General features: G+C 64.9%; 16 protein-coding genes. 7 read left to right on the top strand and 9 right to left on the bottom strand.

The window, feature by feature from the left end:
• Positions 1–103: 103 nt before the first annotated feature.
• From C9427_RS21795 to C9427_RS21780, 4 genes are all read right to left on the bottom strand, one after another.
• A complete protein-coding gene (locus tag C9427_RS21795) occupies positions 104–1,564 on the bottom strand; it encodes an amidase (protein ID WP_107651157.1) in 1,461 nt (486 codons plus the stop codon).
• An 8-nt stretch (positions 1,565–1,572) separates the two neighbouring features.
• Positions 1,573–2,481, bottom strand: coding sequence for a ribokinase (locus C9427_RS21790; protein ID WP_107651156.1), 909 nt, complete (start codon positions 2,479–2,481; stop codon positions 1,573–1,575).
• Positions 2,482–2,603: 122 nt separating this feature from the next.
• Positions 2,604–3,497: a methylated-DNA--[protein]-cysteine S-methyltransferase gene (locus C9427_RS21785; RefSeq protein ID WP_107651155.1), complete on the bottom strand. Its 894-nt coding sequence runs from the start codon at positions 3,495–3,497 to the stop codon at positions 2,604–2,606.
• A 147-nt stretch (positions 3,498–3,644) separates the two neighbouring features.
• A complete protein-coding gene (locus tag C9427_RS21780) occupies positions 3,645–4,139 on the bottom strand; it encodes a DUF2244 domain-containing protein (RefSeq protein ID WP_107651154.1) in 495 nt (164 codons plus the stop codon).
• Between the two features lie 22 nt (positions 4,140–4,161).
• Here C9427_RS21780 and nth point away from each other — a divergent pair, with 22 nt between their 5' ends.
• Complete coding sequence (gene nth / locus C9427_RS21775; protein ID WP_107651153.1) at positions 4,162–4,983, top strand: endonuclease III; 822 nt, start codon at positions 4,162–4,164, stop codon at positions 4,981–4,983.
• Here nth and C9427_RS21770 read toward each other — a convergent pair.
• From C9427_RS21770 to C9427_RS21755, 4 genes are all read right to left on the bottom strand, one after another.
• Positions 4,980–6,488: a tripartite tricarboxylate transporter permease gene (locus tag C9427_RS21770; RefSeq protein WP_107651151.1), complete on the bottom strand. Its 1,509-nt coding sequence runs from the start codon at positions 6,486–6,488 to the stop codon at positions 4,980–4,982. The genes nth and C9427_RS21770 overlap by 4 nt on opposite strands.
• 9 nt (positions 6,489–6,497) lie before the next feature.
• Positions 6,498–6,959, bottom strand: a complete 462-nt coding sequence (locus C9427_RS21765) for a tripartite tricarboxylate transporter TctB family protein (protein ID WP_107651150.1) — start codon at positions 6,957–6,959, stop codon at positions 6,498–6,500.
• A gap of 66 nt (positions 6,960–7,025) precedes the next feature.
• A complete protein-coding gene (locus C9427_RS21760; RefSeq protein WP_107651262.1) occupies positions 7,026–8,003 on the bottom strand; it encodes a tripartite tricarboxylate transporter substrate-binding protein in 978 nt (325 codons plus the stop codon).
• 173 nt (positions 8,004–8,176) lie between these two features.
• On the bottom strand, positions 8,177–8,632 hold the full coding sequence (locus tag C9427_RS21755) for a DUF2214 family protein (RefSeq protein WP_107651149.1): 456 nt from the start codon (positions 8,630–8,632) through the stop codon (positions 8,177–8,179).
• Positions 8,633–8,901: 269 nt separating this feature from the next.
• On the opposite strand from C9427_RS21755, the gene C9427_RS21750 reads away from it, so the two are divergent.
• Positions 8,902–9,441: a GNAT family N-acetyltransferase gene (locus tag C9427_RS21750; protein WP_107651148.1), complete on the top strand. Its 540-nt coding sequence runs from the start codon at positions 8,902–8,904 to the stop codon at positions 9,439–9,441.
• 24 nt (positions 9,442–9,465) lie between these two features.
• Here the strand turns inward: C9427_RS21750 and C9427_RS21745 are convergent, their stop codons facing one another.
• Positions 9,466–10,239 (bottom strand): IclR family transcriptional regulator, encoded by a 774-nt coding sequence (locus C9427_RS21745; RefSeq protein WP_107651147.1) that lies wholly within the window; start codon positions 10,237–10,239, stop codon positions 9,466–9,468.
• Positions 10,240–10,434: 195 nt separating this feature from the next.
• Here C9427_RS21745 and C9427_RS21740 point away from each other — a divergent pair, with 195 nt between their 5' ends.
• From C9427_RS21740 to C9427_RS21720, 5 genes are all read left to right on the top strand, one after another.
• Positions 10,435–11,412: a Bug family tripartite tricarboxylate transporter substrate binding protein gene (locus C9427_RS21740; protein ID WP_107651146.1), complete on the top strand. Its 978-nt coding sequence runs from the start codon at positions 10,435–10,437 to the stop codon at positions 11,410–11,412.
• A gap of 129 nt (positions 11,413–11,541) precedes the next feature.
• Positions 11,542–12,078 (top strand): tripartite tricarboxylate transporter TctB family protein, encoded by a 537-nt coding sequence (locus tag C9427_RS21735; protein ID WP_107651261.1) that lies wholly within the window; start codon positions 11,542–11,544, stop codon positions 12,076–12,078.
• A 4-nt stretch (positions 12,079–12,082) separates the two neighbouring features.
• On the top strand, positions 12,083–13,606 hold the full coding sequence (locus C9427_RS21730; protein ID WP_107651145.1) for a tripartite tricarboxylate transporter permease: 1,524 nt from the start codon (positions 12,083–12,085) through the stop codon (positions 13,604–13,606).
• Positions 13,607–13,621: 15 nt separating this feature from the next.
• Entirely contained in the window at positions 13,622–14,842 is a 1,221-nt protein-coding gene (locus C9427_RS21725; RefSeq protein ID WP_107651144.1) for a CaiB/BaiF CoA transferase family protein, read from the top strand.
• On the top strand, positions 14,839–15,684 hold the full coding sequence (locus tag C9427_RS21720) for a citryl-CoA lyase (protein WP_107651143.1): 846 nt from the start codon (positions 14,839–14,841) through the stop codon (positions 15,682–15,684). The genes C9427_RS21725 and C9427_RS21720 overlap by 4 nt, the downstream gene beginning before the upstream one ends.
• Positions 15,685–15,686: the final 2 nt, after the last annotated feature.

The raw sequence follows: 15,686 nt of genomic DNA, 5'->3' as shown, positions 1-15,686 counted from the left end.
CTCGACAGAGTGCCGCTATGCGAAGCGGCTGACCGCGATCAATGCATGGCGGCGAAGCCGGTGCAAGCCGGCGCGACAGATCGCCGACGAAGCGGAATTGACCTCAGGAGGCTCCGGCCGCCCAGGGCAGCGTGGTCTCATAGGCCGCTGCCGCTTTCAGCACGGCCATGTCGTCGCGCGGCCGGCCGATCAATTGCATGCCCATCGGCCTGCCCGCGCCGTCGAAGCCGACGGGCACGTTGACCGCCGGGCAACCGCCAAGCGTGGCGAAGGCGGAAACCTGCATCCAGCGGTGATAGCTGTCCATGGCGTGTCCCGCCACCTGGCTTGGCCAATGGGTCGTGACCTCGAAGGGAAAGACCTGCGCGGTGGGCAGGACAATAAGATCGAAACGCTCGAACAGCGACAGCAGCGTTTTATGCCAGGATGAGCGCCTAACCGTGGCGGCGTGGACCTGCGGCGCCGTGAGGCGTTGCGCCTGTTCCACTTCCCACACGACTTCCGGCTTCAGAAGCGGGCGTTTGACGGGATCGTCGTAGTGCGCCTTGAGCGCGCAACCGCTGCTTGCCTGGCGCAGCGTCACGAAGGCCTGCCAAAGTGCTTCGAAGTCGAATTCCGGCAACAGCGCTTCGGTCTGAAAGGACACGTCCGCGAAGCGGCCGAGCGCGGCCTCGCAAAGCGGCAGAATGCCTGCCTCAACCGGCAAATGACCGCCGAGATCGCCGAGCCAGGCGATGCGGCCGCCAGCCGCGGGGGTTTGCAGCCCCTGCAGGAAAGAGCCCTGTTTGTGATGCGAGAGCGGCGCACGCGGATGGTAGCCGGCCTGTTCGTCAAGCAGCAGTGCCATGTCGCGCACGTTGCGGCCCATCGGCCCTTCGACACCCATCTGCGCATGGAAGACATCGAGGTCCGGCCCGGCCGGAACAAGTCCCTGCGACGGTCGAAAGCCGTAGATGTTGTTGTAGGCGGCCGGATTGCGTAGCGAGCCGCCAAAGTCGCTGCCATCGGCGACGGGAAGCATGTCGAGCGCCAGCGATACAGCCGCGCCGCCGCTCGATCCGCCGGCGGTCAGAGCCGGATCGAAGGCGTTAAGCGTCGGCCCGAACACGCTGTTGTAGGTGTTGGAGCCAAGCCCGAATTCTGGAACGTTGGTCTTGCCGATGATGATGGCGCCGGCCTTGCGGACACGCTCGACGAAGAAGTCGTCCTCCTCAGGTGCAAAATCGGCGAAGATCGGCGAGCCGAAGGTGGTCCTGAGGCCTTTTGTCAGTGCAAGGTCCTTGATGGCGATCGGCAGGCCGAACAGCGATCCGGCATTTCCGCCTCGTGCCAGATGGGCGTCGGCGCTGTCGGCCTCGGGCAAAATATCGGCACGATCGCGCAGCGACACGATGGCGTTGACCAGCGGGTTGACCGCCTCGATGCGGTCGAGGAATGCCGTCACCACCTCGCGCACCGAGAGGCGGCGCTGCCTGATCGCTTCGGCAAGCTCGGTCGCCGACAGACGGCAGATATCGCCGGCAGCCGGCGCGGCGTGTTTCGTGGCAGGGCGATTGCTTGTCATCTCGCCCTCTAGCTGGCCGATTTACGCGAGGCGGCGTCGACATCCCTGGCCAATGGGATCGCCGGCTGGGCGCCGGGTTTCAGGCAGGCGAGCGAGCCGGCAATGGCGGCGCGGGCGAGCGCCTGTTCGAGCGGCAGGCCTGACGCCAGGCCGGCGGCGAAATAGCCGCAGAACGTATCGCCGGCGCCGACCGTGTCGACAGGGGTGATCTTCAGCGCCGGTACGGTCAGGAAATCCTCTGGTGTCGCTGCCAGCACGCCGTCGCCGCCGAGCGTGACGACAATGGCGCGGCCGGTTTTCTTGGCATAGTCGCGCATCCGCGCCGGACGGTCGCGGCCTTTCAACGACAGTGCCTCGCCGTAAAGGTCGAATTCGGTTTCGTTGGCGACGAGGTAGTCGGCCTTGCCGAGGAAAGGGGCGGCCTCGCCGCGGAACGGCGCCGTGTTGAGCACGGTGATGGCGCCGGCTGCCCGCGCTGCCTCAAGCGCCGCATCGACGGTCTGCAGCGGGATTTCCTGCTGCAGGAGCATAACATCGCCCTTTTTGACGAAGGCCTTGGAGAGATCCCCTGGCAGAACGGAATCATTGGCGCCCGGCACGACAGCGATGACGTTCTCGCCGTCGTCGCCGACCATGATCACGGCTATGCCGGTCGAGGCAAAGGTTTCGCCGACGCCGGACAGGTCGACCTTGCCGTCCCTGAGCAGCGCCAGCGCTTCAGTGGCGAAATTATCCTTGCCGACGGCGCCGACCATGCGCACCTTGGCGCCGGCGCGCGCTGCGGCCAGCGCCTGGTTGGCGCCCTTGCCGCCGGGTGCGGTGGCGAAACCGGAGCCGCGCACCGTCTCTCCGGGTGCGGGCAAGCGGTCGACATTGGCGATAAGGTCGAGATTGATCGAGCCGACAACGATGATCAAGGAAAGCCTCCTGCTGAATATGCCGGAAGCTATCTTGTAAGATCGCTGCTTGCCAGACCGCGCGGGATGATCTTGCGCGGTCTGGTGTGAGGACCTGGACTCCGAGCCCTAAGGCCGTTTCATCAGGGGCCGACCTGTCCCGCTTCCCAGCCGAGGATGGCGCGTTTGCGGGTCAGGCCCCAATGGTAGCCGGTGAGCGCGCCGGACTTGCCGAGCGCCCGGTGGCACGGCACCACGAAGGACATCGGATTGGCGCCGACAGCGGCACCCACCGCCCGGCTGGCGCTCGGTGCGCCGATGCGGGCGGCGATCGAGGAATAGGTGCAGGCCTTGCCCATCGGAATGCGCAGCAGAGCTTCCCAGACGCGGACCTGGAAATCGGTGCCGATCATGACGACGCGCAGCGGCTGGTCGGCGCGCCACAGCGCCGGATCGAAGATGCGCGCGGCATAGGGCGCGGTGGCGGCCATGTCCTCGACATAGGTCGCGTTCGGCCAGCGGCTGGACATGTCGGCGAAGGCGGCGCGCTCGCCGCCGGCATCGTTGAAGGCGAGGCCGGCAAGGCCGCGGTCGGTGACCATGATCAGGGCGACGCCAAAGGGCGAGATGTGGTAGCCGTAGCGGATGGTGAGGCCGGCGCCCCGCGTCTTGTAATCGCCCGGCGACATCGCTTCATGGGTGACGAAGAGATCGTGCAACCGGCCGGGGCCGGACATGCCAACTTCGAACGACGTCTCGAGCAGCGGCAAGCCGGAATCGAGCAGCCTGCGCGCATGGTCGAGCGTGACCGCCTGTAGAAAGGCCTTGGGCGACAGCCCGGCCCAGCGGGTGAAGAGCTTTTGCAGGCCGGTCGGCGTCTCGCCGACTTCCTCCGCCAATATTTCGAGCGAAGGCTGGTCGCGGTAATCGAGGCTGATCTTCTCGATGGCGCGCCGGACGACTTCATAGTCGCCGCCTTCGGGTGTGATGTCTTTTTGAAGAATTGCTGTCGTCTTGAGGGGCATCTGGGCGTTCATGGGTCTATCTCCTTGATCGCGAATATCGTCCTTCGGCCCATGGATCGCCACCCGAAACTTGCCTTCCTGCCGCACGTGCCCAGATAGGGCTGGCTTCGATCCGCGCAGACCATCACCGGGGGACAGGCAGGCTTTATAGTATCGGTTTTAGCGCGCCTTGGCGGTCGCCAGCGCCCTTGAAAAGGCTGTGGCAAAGCTTTCGCGATCGTCGGGGTTGAGGAAGCCGCCGATCGGCACGTTCTGCCCCTGTGCTTCCACCGCCATCCTGGTGATGCCGATCTCGGCGTGGCGGGCAATCGAAAAACGCGCCCAGAACGGGTTGAAGCGATGCGCTTCCGATTTGCCGGACGGCGCGGTCTTGCGGATGTCGAGGCTGGTGCGCGAGACCGACACCTCCTCGCGGGCGCGGGCGGCGCGGTAATTGGCGCGGAAGGCGATGTAGACGGCAATCACATCCAGTCCGAAGAAGCCGAACACCGGCCAAGCGCCGCGCGACAGGAAAAACGCGCCGGTGACCAGCCAGCCGAACAGCAGCGCACCCATCAGCACGGCAAAGCCGGTGCGGCCGAGAGAGCGGTGCGGCGTCAGCAAGGCGTGGAAGAATGGCTCGTCGGCCTGGAAAGAGGCGTTTGTGTCGCTCATGCCGGGATATTATAGGAAGGGAATGGCGAGCCCCAAGTCCAAAAAATCTTCGATGCCCAAAAATTCCCCGACAGCCAAAAATGACCTGCCGCCCGGCCGGCGCGACGGCTCGAACGCCAAGCCGCGGCCCCGGCCGGTGCGGTCCCGCTACAGCCCGGCCGAAGTGCACGAGATTTTCCGGCGGTTTTCCGTGCAGCGGCCCGAGCCGAAAGGCGAACTCGAACATGTCAACGCCTTCACGCTCCTGGTGGCCGTCGTGCTTTCGGCACAGGCCACCGATGCCGGCGTCAACAAGGCGACGCGGGCGCTGTTCAAGGTGGCCGATACGCCGCAAAAGATTCTGGCGCTGGGCGAGGCCAAGGTCGGCGATTACATCAGAACGATCGGGCTCTGGCGCAACAAGGCCAAGAACGTCATTGCCTTGTCGCAGGCGCTGATCGCCGACCATGGCGGCGAGGTGCCGGACGATCGCGACCAACTGGTCAAGCTGCCTGGCGTCGGGCGCAAGACCGCCAATGTCGTGCTCAACATGGCTTTCGGCCAGCATACGATGGCGGTCGACACGCACATCTTCCGCATCGGCAACCGGCTTGGTCTGGCGCCCGGCAAGACGCCGGAACAGGTCGAGCAAGGGTTGTTGCGAATCATTCCGGACGACTATATGCGCCACGCGCATCATTGGCTGATCCTGCATGGCCGCTATGTCTGCAAGGCGCGCAAGCCGGATTGTCCGGCCTGCGTGATCGCCGACATCTGCAAGGCGGAGGAGAAGACGACAAGCGTCCCGGCGCCGCTGGTCGAGATCGTACCGCTCGGGCCGGCGGACGAGGCCTCGATAGCTTAAGTCTCCTCGACAAATACCTCTTCACGCTTCTTCTTGACCGCGGGCAGGAAGACGATGACGAGCACGGCGAGCGCGATGAGGAGCAGGCCGGCGCTGATCGGTCTCGTCACGAAGGTGCTTGGGTCGCCGCGCGCGAGGATCATGGCGCGGCGCAGGTTTTCCTCGAGCAGAGGGCCAAGCACGAAGCCGAGCAGCATAGGTGCTGGTTCGCAGCGCAGCTTGGTCAGGAGATAGCCGAGGAAGCCGAAAAAGGCGACGGCGTAGAGGTCGTAGACATTGGTGTTGACGCTGTAGACGCCGATCGAGCAGAACGCCATGATGATCGGGAAGAGCACGTAATAGGGGATGGTGAGCAGTTTTACCCAGAGCCCGATCAGCGGCAGGTTCAGGATGATCAGCATCAGATTGCCGATCCACATCGAGGCGATAATGCCCCAGAACAGTGCCGGTTGTTCGGTTGCGACATTGGGGCCGGGGACGATGCCCTGGATGATCATCGCGCCGATCATCAGCGCCATGACCGGGTTGGCCGGAATGCCGAGCGTCAGCATCGGGATGAAGGAGGTCTGCGCACCTGCGTTGTTGGCCGATTCGGGTCCGGCGACACCGGCGATGGCGCCCTTGCCGAATTCCGCCGGGTTTTTCGATATGCGCTTTTCGACCGTGTAGGAGGCGAAGGCCGCCAGGATGGCGCCGCCTCCCGGCAGGATGCCAAGCGCCGAACCGATGATCGTGCCGCGCACTATCGGCGCCGCCATGCGGCGAAAGTCATCGCGGGTCGGCATTAGGCCGGAGACCTTGCGGATCAGCACCGAGCGTTCATGCTCGTTTTCGAGGTTGCGCAATATCTCGGCGACGCCGAAGACGCCGACCGCCACCGCAACGAAATTCAGCCCGTCGGCATATTCGCGGATGCCGAGCGTGAAGCGCGGCGTGCCGGTGTAGATGTCGGTGCCGACAATGCCGAGCAGCAGGCCGAGCACGACCATCGCCAGCGCCTTGACGATCGAGCCGTGGGCGAGCGCCACGGACGAGACGAGGCCGACGATCATCAGCGAGAAATACTCGGCCGCGCCGAACTGCAACGCGATCGCCGTCAGCGGCGGGGCAAAGATGGCGACGAGGAAGGTCGACACGGTGCCGGCAAAGAACGAGCCTATCGCCGCGATCGCGAGCGCCGCGCCGGCGCGGCCGTTCCTGGCCATCTGGTAGCCGTCGATCGCGGTGACGGCCGACGAGGATTCGCCGGGCATGTTGATAAGAATGGCGGTGGTCGAACCACCATACTGCGCGCCGTAATAGATGCCGGCGAGCATGATGAGGGAGGAGACCGGGTCACCGATCTGGAAGGTGATCGGCAGGAGCATGGCAATGGTCGCGGTGGCGCCGATGCCGGGCAGGACGCCGATCAGCGTGCCGAGAAACACCCCGATCAGGCAAAAGCCGAGATTTGCCAGCGATGTAGCCGTGGAGAAACCGAGCGCCAGATTGTCGAGGAGTTCCATCTCAGCGCCTCAAAATGCCAGCCATGGACCGAAGCGCCGGAACGGCAGCCCGAGCGCGTAGCTGAAGACGAGGAATGCGAACAGCGTCAGACCTATCGACAGCACGAGCGCGGTCAGCGGCTTCATGCGGCCGCTGGCAAAGGATGCGATCAGCGCCGTCAGGAAGATCGACGGGATGAAGCCGAGACCGCGCACAGTCAGACCGAAGAAGATCGGAGCCGGCAGGATGAACAGCATGCCGCGCCAGGCAATGTGGCCGATCGGCTCGCTCTCGAAGCGCACTGCCTGGATAAGGATGATGGCGCCAAGCAGGATCAGCACGATCGCCAGGACCAGCGGGAAATAGCCCGGCCCCATGCGGAAGGCGGTGCCGATTTCGAGGCCGAGCGACTGAACTGCGAAAAATACGCCGAACAGGATGAACAGCACGGCGCACAGGCCGTTGGTCCTGTCTATTGCGAAAGGTTTCATGGCGTTCCTCCCAGAGCGCGTGACCAAAGCGAAAACGGGGCGCTGGTGGCGCCCCGTCTCAAGACCTCAGTCGGCGTACTGGCCGGCGGCTTCGATGATCGGCTTCCAGCGCGTGATCTCGCCTTCCAGCTTGGCCTTCAGCGCGGCCGGCGTGGCGTCGGCCTCTGATGACGGCTTGGTGCCGAGTTCGGCAAAGCGGGCGACGACATTCTGGTCCTTCAGGGCGACCTGAAGCGATTTCGACAGGCGCTCGGTGATCTCGGCCGGCGTGCCCTTCGGTGCATAGAGGCCGTGCCAGATGCCGACCTGCACATCGGGAAGGCCGCCTTCCGTCGTCGTCGGCACGTCCGGCAGCACATCGAGGCGCTGCGGCGAAGTGACGGCATAGGCCTTGATCGTGCCACCCTGGATCTGCTTGGTGGTGTTGGTGGTCTGGTCGCACATGATGTCGACCTGGCCGCCGAGAAGATCGGTCATGGCCGGGCCGGTGCCCTTGTAGGGCACGGTGACCAGCGGCGTGCCGATGGCGCTCATGAACAGCATGCCGCACAGATGCGAGGCCGCTCCGATCCCGGCATTGGCGACGGTGATGGTGTCCTTGTTGGCCTTGGCGTAGTCGACCAACCCCTTCAGATCGGTCGGCTCGAGATCCTTGCGGCCGACGATGGTCATCGGCACCTCGGTGACGAGGCCGACATATTCGAAGGCATTCAGCGTGTCGTAGGCGAGCTTTCTGTAGAGCGTGGCGCTTGTCGCCATGCCGATGTGATGAAGGAGCAGCGTGTAGCCGTCCGGCTCGGCGTTGGCGACGCGGCCCGCGCCCAGCGTGCCGCCGGCGCCGCCGACATTCTCGACGATGACCTGCTGGCCGAGATCCTTCGACATGGCTTCCGCGACGAGGCGCGTGACCGTGTCGGTCGGGCCGCCGGCCGAAAACGGCACCACGACGGTAATGCTGCGTTCAGGATAGGTTTGCGCGCCCGCCGCCAGGGGATAAAGCGTAACGGCCGCGGCGGCAGCCAGAGCGGCGATAAATCTTCTCATCGTGATTTCCTCCCAAGATATGAATTTCCAGCCGCTGCGCGGCGTTCCTCTCGACACCTGCCGCGGATAAAACAACAACTAGCGCAGGCTAGCACATTGCAATCGGACTCAAACCGCAAACTGCCGATATCCGCAACCGTGCGGGCGCGGATTGTCGGTTCGGGATCATGGATCTAGTAGCCATAGCCGCGCGCCATCGCCGCGGCGAAGACCGGGATCGTCAGGAAAACGAAGGCTTCGGCGCGAACATAGGTTTTCACCGAGGCCAATTCAGCCGCCGGCACGGCGAAGGCCGAATTGCCGACTGCCTGCCTGTTCCAGGAGATGAAGCGGACGGTCGGGATGTTCGACAAGAGGCCGACGATGGCGAAGGCCGCCATCTTCGCCCAGAACACCCAGTTGTAGACGTAGAATTCCCAGCCCTTGAGGCCGTAAATGACGCGGCTGACGCCGACAATGATGATCAACATGGCGATGATGCCATAGTGGCGGTCGATGCCGACGAGGCGGCGGAGCGTTGCAGCAGGCAAGTCGCCGCGGATCAGGACAAATTCGGCGCCGATGATGCCCGCCAGCGAAAACACCAGCAGATGATGGATGATGGCCAGCACAAGATCGGTGGTGTCCATGTGCTTTCTCTCTCCGTCGGACGGTATGCGCCGAGGCGCTGAATCAGCCCCCGGGGAGGGTAGCATCGTTCGGCAAGATTCCCATAGCGCGGACCGACCATCAGCCTTTGCATCGCCATTGCCTGGTGTCGGTTTTGCGCGCTGGAAGGTGGTCCGCACGGCCTTGGCTCTTGTTCGACGCAAGCAAGTTGCCAAGCACTTTCAATTTGCGCATGATCCTTTCCAGAACCGGGGGCGGTTCCGGGGTCAGGCGCAGCGAGGCAGGACCCATGAGCAGTTCGAAAGCAGCCGGCGTGCCGGTCATCGAGACGGAGCGCACTCTTCTGCGGGCGCACCGGCTGGATGATTTCGACTGCTATGTCGCCATGTGGGCCGATCCGGCCGTCACCCGTTTCGTCGGCGGCAAGCCGCGCACGCGGGAGGAAAGCTGGATGCGTTTCCTGCGCCATTCAGGTCTATGGTCGATGCTGGGCTACGGCTTCTGGGCGATCGAGGACAAGGCGAGCGGCCGATTCATCGGCGAGGCCGGCTTTCATGATCTGAAGCGCGATATCGAACCGTCGATCGAGGGCGTGCCGGAAGCGGGCTGGGCGCTGGCTCCCCACGCGCATGGCCAGGGTTTGGCCAGCGAGGTCGTCGGGCGGATCCTTGTCTGGGGCGACGAAACATTCGGGCGCGCCAGAACCGTATGCATCATCGATCCGGAAAATACCGCTTCGCTCAACGTCGCGGCCAAAAGCGGCTACCGGGAAGTCCTGCGAACCACCTATCACGACGCCGCGACGGTCCTGCTGGAACGGCGGCCCTGAGGCCGGGCGATCATGTGAGCCTGGTCAAGCGGAGTTGAGGCTTTCCACGCGTTCCGCGCCGGCCTCGCGGGCCGCCAGTTCAAGCACTGAAGCGTCTTCGCCGAACGCGCGGGTGGCGCGGGCGGCTGCTTCGATGAGCGGCCGCTTCATGCGCTGGAGAAAGGCCGTGTCGACACGCGTGCTGGGCCCGGCCAGCGTCAGGGCGCCGAGCAAGACGCGCCCCGGTCCGAACACGGGCGCCGACACGCCCGCCGTCTCGGGGTCGCGGTCGCCGACCGTCAGAAAGTGATAGGTTTCGCGGATCGTTTCGTAAGGCTCGCCCGGCTCACCGGAAAATGCCGCCAGCACACGTCCGCCCGAACCAGCCAGCAAAGGCAGTACGTCCCCCTCCCGTATGGTGTAACGAATGGGGTGCTTGGACTCGACACGATAGAGACAGGTGCGGACATCGCCCGAGCGGACATAGAAGGCAACGCTTTCCCAGCTGCGGTCGGCGAGATCACGCATGATCGGCAGCAGGACGTCACTCGCCACCACCGAACGCTGGTAGAGCGTGCCGAGCCGGAAGGTCGCCGGACCGACGCGGTAGCGGCCATCGTCGAGGCGTTCCAGCAACTGCCCGCGCAGCAGCGAATTCGCCAGCCGCAGGATGGTGCTCTTGTAAAGGCCGGTGCGCGCCGCGATTTCGGCCAGGCTGAGCGACCGGTCGGCCGCGGCGAAAGCGTCGAGAATGGCGATCGCCCGATCAAGCGCGGCAACGCCATCGGTCGACGCCGGTTTGGATCGTACTTGCGTCATCGTCCGACGTTCTCATTTCATTTCCGGCCAGGTGGACCGGAACGATCATGCCTTACGTAGAATGTTCTGTCCAGCGGAATGCCGTTCCTGTTGACAGAACGCAATAAAATCAGCAAGAATTTTGTCGAGCGGGTCTGAATTCAGGCTACGTTTCTGGCAGGCACCGGAGGAGGTGTCGTGATTTGGAGGAATCCCATGCTGAACAGACGCAGATTTTTGACGAGCACCGCTGCGGCGGGTGCTGCCGGTTTCGCAGCGTTGCATCTCTCGCCCGCCTTTGCGCAGGACGCGCCACAGGTCCAGATCTTCGTGCCGGCGGCGCCCGGTGGCGGCTGGGACCAGACAGCGCGCACGATGGACCAGGTGCTGCGCAGTGAGAAGCTGATCTCCGGCTCGCAAATCACCAATGTCGGCGGCGCCGGCGGCACGGTCGGCCTGCCGCAGTTCATCAACCAGTGGAACGGCAAGGGCAATTCGATGATGGTTGCCGGGATGGTCATGGTTGGCGCCATCATCGCCAACAAGTCGGCCAACAATCTCACCGAGGTCACGCCAATCGCCCGGCTGACGGGCGAGTTCGAGGCGCTGGTGGTGCCGGCGGCCTCGCCATTCCAGACGGCAGCCGATTTCGTCGCCGCCCTCAAGGCCGATCCGACCAAGGTGCCGGTGGCCGGCGGTTCGGCCGGCGGCTCGGACCACATCCTGTTCGGCCTCATCGCCAAGACGGCCGGTGTTCCGGCAACCAGCCTGTCCTACGTGCCGTTCGCCGGCGGCGGCGAGGCGCTGTCGGCGCTGCTCGGCAACCAGGTGGCGGCCGGCATATCGGGCTATGGCGAGTTCTCCGAACAGGTCAAGGCGGGAGCGCTCAGGCTGCTCGCCATCTCGGCCGACAAGCGCCAGGACGGCATCGACGCCCCGACGCTGAAGGAGGCCGGCATCGATGTCGAACTGTTCAACTGGCGCGGCGTCTTCGCACCGCCCGGCGTCTCGGACGCCGACAAGGCGGCGCTGATCACGCTTGTCGAGACCATGGCCAAGAGCGAGGCCTGGGCCACCGAATGCAAGAACCGCAACTGGACGCAAATCCTGCTCACCGGTGATGACTATGCCAAATTCCTCACCGAGGACACGGCCCGCATCGGCGCCATCCTCAAGGATCTCGGCCTTGCCTGATCTTCCCGGAAGGGGCGGCTTGCGCCGCCCCTTCGACATTTCGCCAACCGCATGGACATGTGGTCCATCGCGGGGGAGACTGCGGTGAAGGCCGGCTGGAGCATGCCGGCCATCCTGGGGAGGACATTCATGAGCACCAGCGACCAGCAGGCGCCGCCGCCACGCCTTGCCGTACCCGAATTGCTGATCGGCATCGGGCTTCTGGCCTGTGCCGCGGCCGTTGCCTGGCAAACCCTGGCGATCCCGGTGTCGCCGCTCTATTCCAAGGTCGGTCCAACGGTGTTTCCCTACATCACCATGACAGGCATGGTGATCCTTTCCCTGCTCCTCATCCTGGCCGCCCTGCGTGGTGGCTGGCAGCCCGAGGAGGAGAAAGAGACGCCGACCGATTGGAAGGCGATGGGCATTGTTGCCGCCGGGCTCGTCGCCAACCTGGTGCTGATACGCCCGCTCGGCTTCACAGCCGCCTCGGTAATCATGTTCGTTCTCATCTGCCACGGCTTCGGCAGCAGGCGTCCGCTGCGCGACGCGCTGCTCGGGCTGATCCTGGCACTCGCGGCCTATTTCGGCTTCGCCAGGGCGCTCGGCGTCAACATCGGCGCCGGCTTCATCGAGAACCAGCTGAATGCCGCCATCAACGCCATCATCGCGATGGTCCGGGGGTGAGGCGATGGAAACCCTCAATCAACTCGCGCATGGATTTTCAATCGCTTTCACACCGGTCAACCTCATGTGGTGCCTGGTCGGCACGACGCTCGGAACCGCGATCGGCGTGCTGCCCGGCCTCGGGCCGGCGCTGACCATCGCCCTGCTTTTGCCGATCACCTACCAGGTGGCGCCGGAAGCCTCCTTCATCCTGTTTGCCGGCATCTATTACGGCGCCATGTATGGCGGCTCGACGACGTCGATCCTGCTCAACACGCCCGGCGAAAGCGCCACCATCGTTACAGCACTCGAGGGCAACAGGATGGCCCGCTCCGGCCGTGGCGGCGCAGCACTGGCGACCTCGGCGATCGGCTCCTTCGTTGCCGGCACGCTTGGCACGCTGGGCGTCGCCTTCCTGGCGCCGGTCGTGGTCAAGTTCGCACTGTCCTTCGGTCCGGCCGAATATTTCTCGCTGATGGTGCTGGCCTTCATCACCGTTTCGGCGGTGCTCGGCTCGTCCTCGGTGCGGGGGCTCACCAGCCTGTTCGCCGGCTTCGTCATCGGCATGATCGGCGTTGACCTGCAGACCGGACAGCCGCGCTTCACCTTCGGCATTGGCGAACTGCTCGACGGCGTCGACGTCATCATCGTCGCGGTCGGCCTGTTCGCTGTCGGCGAGACGCTGTACATGGCCTCGCGCCGCTATGCCGGCAAGGACGAGATCGTGCCGCTGAAGGGTTCGCTCTACATGACCGCGGCCGAATGGGGACGCTCGTGGAAGGCATGGCTGCGCGGTGCCGCCATCGGTTTCCCGATCGGCGCGATGCCGGCCGGCGGCGCCGAAATCCCGACCTTCCTGTCCTATGCCATCGAGAAGAAGCTGTCGAAGCACAAGGACGAGTTCGGCACGGTCGGCGCCATCGAAGGCGTCGCTGGACCAGAAGCCGCCAACAATGCCTCGGCCGCCGGCGTGCTGGTGCCGATGCTGACGCTCGGCCTGCCGACCTCGGCGACGGCGGCTATCATGCTGTCGGCCTTCCAGAGCTACGGCATCAATCCCGGGCCGCTGCTGCTGACGACGCAGGCCAATCTCGTCTGGGGCCTGATCGCCAGCCTGTTCATCGCCAACGTCATCCTCGTCGTCCTCAATCTGCCGCTGATCGGGCTGTGGGTGCGGCTTTTGAAGATCCCGGCGCCGCAGCTTTATGCCGGCATCCTGGTGTTCGCCACGGTCGGCACCTACGGCATTTCGCAATCGCCGATCGATCTCGTCATCCTCTATCTCCTGGGTGCTGCCGGCTTCCTGATGCGACGCTTCGATTTTCCGACGGCGCCGGTGATTATCGGAATGATCCTGGGGCCACTCGCCGAGACGCAGTTCCGCCGGGCGATGACGATCTCGAATGGCGACTGGTCGGTGTTCTACACGCACAAGCTGTCGCTGACGCTCTTGACACTGGCCTTCATCGGCCTGGCCGGCCCGCATATCTGGGCTTACATCGAGCACCGGCGCCGGCGCGGGCCGGAGCATGTGCCGGGCGATGCCTGAGTTGTTTGGGAGATCATGACCGAGCTTTTGTCCGGCATCCGCGTCCTTGACCTGACCAATGTCCTGGCCGGCCCTTACTGCGCCTATCAGCTGGCGCTGCTCGGGGCCGACGTAATCAAGGTCGAAGCGCCGCAAGGCGGCGACCTGGCGCGTCAGCTCGGCGCTTCGCCCGAACTCAACGAGGCCAGGATGGGCGCTTCGTTCCTGGCGCAGAACGCCGGCAAGCGATCGGTGGTGCTTGATCTCAAGCAGCAAGCCGATCGCGAGCGCTTCCTCGACCTGGTCGCCACGGCGGACGCGCTGGTCGAGAACTTCCGGCCGGGGGTGATGGAGCGGCTGGGCCTCGGCCATGCCAGTCTGAAAGAGGTGCGGCCCAGTCTCGTCTATTGCGCGATATCGGGGTTCGGCCAGACCGGACCGATGCGCGACAATCCGGCCTACGACCAGATCATCCAGGGGCTTTCCGGCATCATGAGCATCACCGGCACGCCGGAGACGGCGCCGCTGCGTGTCGGCTATCCCGTGGCCGACACGCTGGGCGGGCTGGTCGGGGCCTTCGCCATCACTGCGGCACTGGTGAAGCAGAAGACAAGCGGTGAGGGCGCCTTCCTCGACGTGTCGATGCTCGAATGCACGCTTTCGGCGCTCGGCTGGCCGGTCTCCAACTATCTGACGGCCGATGTCGAGCCGCAGCCGATGGGCAATGAGAACATGACGGCGGCACCTTCCGGCGCGTTTCGCACCGGCGACGGCCTGCTCAACATCGCCGCCAACAAGCAGGAGCAGTTCGTCACGCTCTGCCGGCTGATCGGACTGCCCGAGCTGGCGTTGGACCCGCGCTTTGCCGAGCGCGAGACACGCAAGCGCAATCGCGCTGTATTGAAGGTGCTGATCGAGGACGCGCTGGCCAGCGCCTCGGCTGCCGTCTGGGAGGAGAAGCTCAATCGCGCGGGCGTGCCGGCGGGCCGGGTGCTGACGATCCCGCAGGTGCTCGAGGAGCAGCAAGTGACCTTGCGCGACATGACCACTCGTTTCGATGGTGTGCCTGGCATGGACCGCCCGCTGACCGTCGTGCGCGGCGGCTTCATGGTCGACGGTGTGGCGCCGTTACCGGTCAGGCCGCCGCCGGCGCTCGGCGAACACATGGACGAGGTGTTTTCGGACCTGCCGCCACGTGCTCAGACAAGGTCGCGGGCCAAGAATGGGTCGCGGGCCAAGAATGGGGCGCGCGCATGAGCGGCGAGGAAAAAAAGACCGGGCGCGAGCGCGGCGAGGAATGGTGGCAGACCGATATCATCGAAATGCGGCCCGGCGTGATCCGGCTGCGCGGCTATGAGATCCAGGATCTGATCGGCCGCGTCAGCTTCCCGGCGATGATCTGGCTGATGCTGCGCGGCGAATTGCCCAGCGAGGATCAGGCTGCCTTGCTTGGCATCGCACTCGGTGCGGCGGTCGACCATGGGCCGCAGGCGCCGTCGATCGCCATTGCCCGCATGGCGGCCACCTGTGGCGTCGGCATCAACAGCGCCATGGCCTCGGCCATCAATGTGCTTGGCGACGTGCATGGCGGCGCCGGCGAGCAGGCGCTTGCCTTCTACGGCGATATTGCCGCGGCGCAGGATGCAGGATCGACGCTTGCCGATGCCGTCTCGGCGCGGCTCGACCGCTTCTTCGCCGAGGACAAGGGCTACGTGCCGGGCTTTGGCCACCGCTTCCATCCGGTCGACCCACGCGCGCCGCGCTTGCTTGAAGTGACCCGCGATTTTGCCGCGCGCGGCGTCGTCAGCGGGCGTTTTGCCGACATCGCCGAGGCTGTCGAGGCCGAGGTTGCGTTGCGCAAGGGCAAGAAGATCCCGCTCAACATCGACGGCGCCACTGCCCTCATCTATGGCGAACTCGGTTTTCCGCCGCCGCTGACACGCGGGCTCTTTGTGCTGTCGCGCTCGGTCGGCATCCTGGCGCATGCGTGGGAGCAATCGCAGCAGAGCGACCGTAACAAGGGACCGCTGCCGCGCGAGTGGCTGTGGGCCTACACCGGTACGCCGGTACGGGCTTTTCCGGATGAAGAGGGTGGGTGAGG

This window comes from Mesorhizobium helmanticense (assembly GCF_003034915.1).
Classification (GTDB): Bacteria; Pseudomonadota; Alphaproteobacteria; order Rhizobiales; family Rhizobiaceae; genus Mesorhizobium; species Mesorhizobium helmanticense.
Note: the sequence above shows the minus strand (reverse complement) of the source record. Positions and strands in the feature narration are given on the sequence as shown.

Bases quoted from the DNA above. Each gene is read 5' to 3' on its own strand.
- C9427_RS21795 (WP_107651157.1), bottom strand. From the start codon at position 1,564: ATGACAAGCAATCGCCCTGCCACGAAACACGCCGCGCCGGCTGCCGGC.
- C9427_RS21785 (WP_107651155.1), bottom strand. From the start codon at position 3,497: ATGAACGCCCAGATGCCCCTCAAGACGACAGCAATTCTTCAAAAAGAC.
- C9427_RS21780 (WP_107651154.1), bottom strand. From the start codon at position 4,139: ATGAGCGACACAAACGCCTCTTTCCAGGCCGACGAGCCATTCTTCCAC.
- nth (WP_107651153.1), top strand. From the start codon at position 4,162: ATGGCGAGCCCCAAGTCCAAAAAATCTTCGATGCCCAAAAATTCCCCG.
- C9427_RS21770 (WP_107651151.1), bottom strand. From the start codon at position 6,488: ATGGAACTCCTCGACAATCTGGCGCTCGGTTTCTCCACGGCTACATCG.
- C9427_RS21765 (WP_107651150.1), bottom strand. From the start codon at position 6,959: ATGAAACCTTTCGCAATAGACAGGACCAACGGCCTGTGCGCCGTGCTG.
- C9427_RS21760 (WP_107651262.1), bottom strand. From the start codon at position 8,003: ATGAGAAGATTTATCGCCGCTCTGGCTGCCGCCGCGGCCGTTACGCTT.
- C9427_RS21755 (WP_107651149.1), bottom strand. From the start codon at position 8,632: ATGGACACCACCGATCTTGTGCTGGCCATCATCCATCATCTGCTGGTG.
- C9427_RS21750 (WP_107651148.1), top strand. From the start codon at position 8,902: ATGAGCAGTTCGAAAGCAGCCGGCGTGCCGGTCATCGAGACGGAGCGC.
- C9427_RS21745 (WP_107651147.1), bottom strand. From the start codon at position 10,239: ATGACGCAAGTACGATCCAAACCGGCGTCGACCGATGGCGTTGCCGCG.
- C9427_RS21740 (WP_107651146.1), top strand. From the start codon at position 10,435: ATGCTGAACAGACGCAGATTTTTGACGAGCACCGCTGCGGCGGGTGCT.
- C9427_RS21735 (WP_107651261.1), top strand. From the start codon at position 11,542: ATGAGCACCAGCGACCAGCAGGCGCCGCCGCCACGCCTTGCCGTACCC.
- C9427_RS21730 (WP_107651145.1), top strand. From the start codon at position 12,083: ATGGAAACCCTCAATCAACTCGCGCATGGATTTTCAATCGCTTTCACA.
- C9427_RS21725 (WP_107651144.1), top strand. From the start codon at position 13,622: ATGACCGAGCTTTTGTCCGGCATCCGCGTCCTTGACCTGACCAATGTC.
- C9427_RS21720 (WP_107651143.1), top strand. From the start codon at position 14,839: ATGAGCGGCGAGGAAAAAAAGACCGGGCGCGAGCGCGGCGAGGAATGG.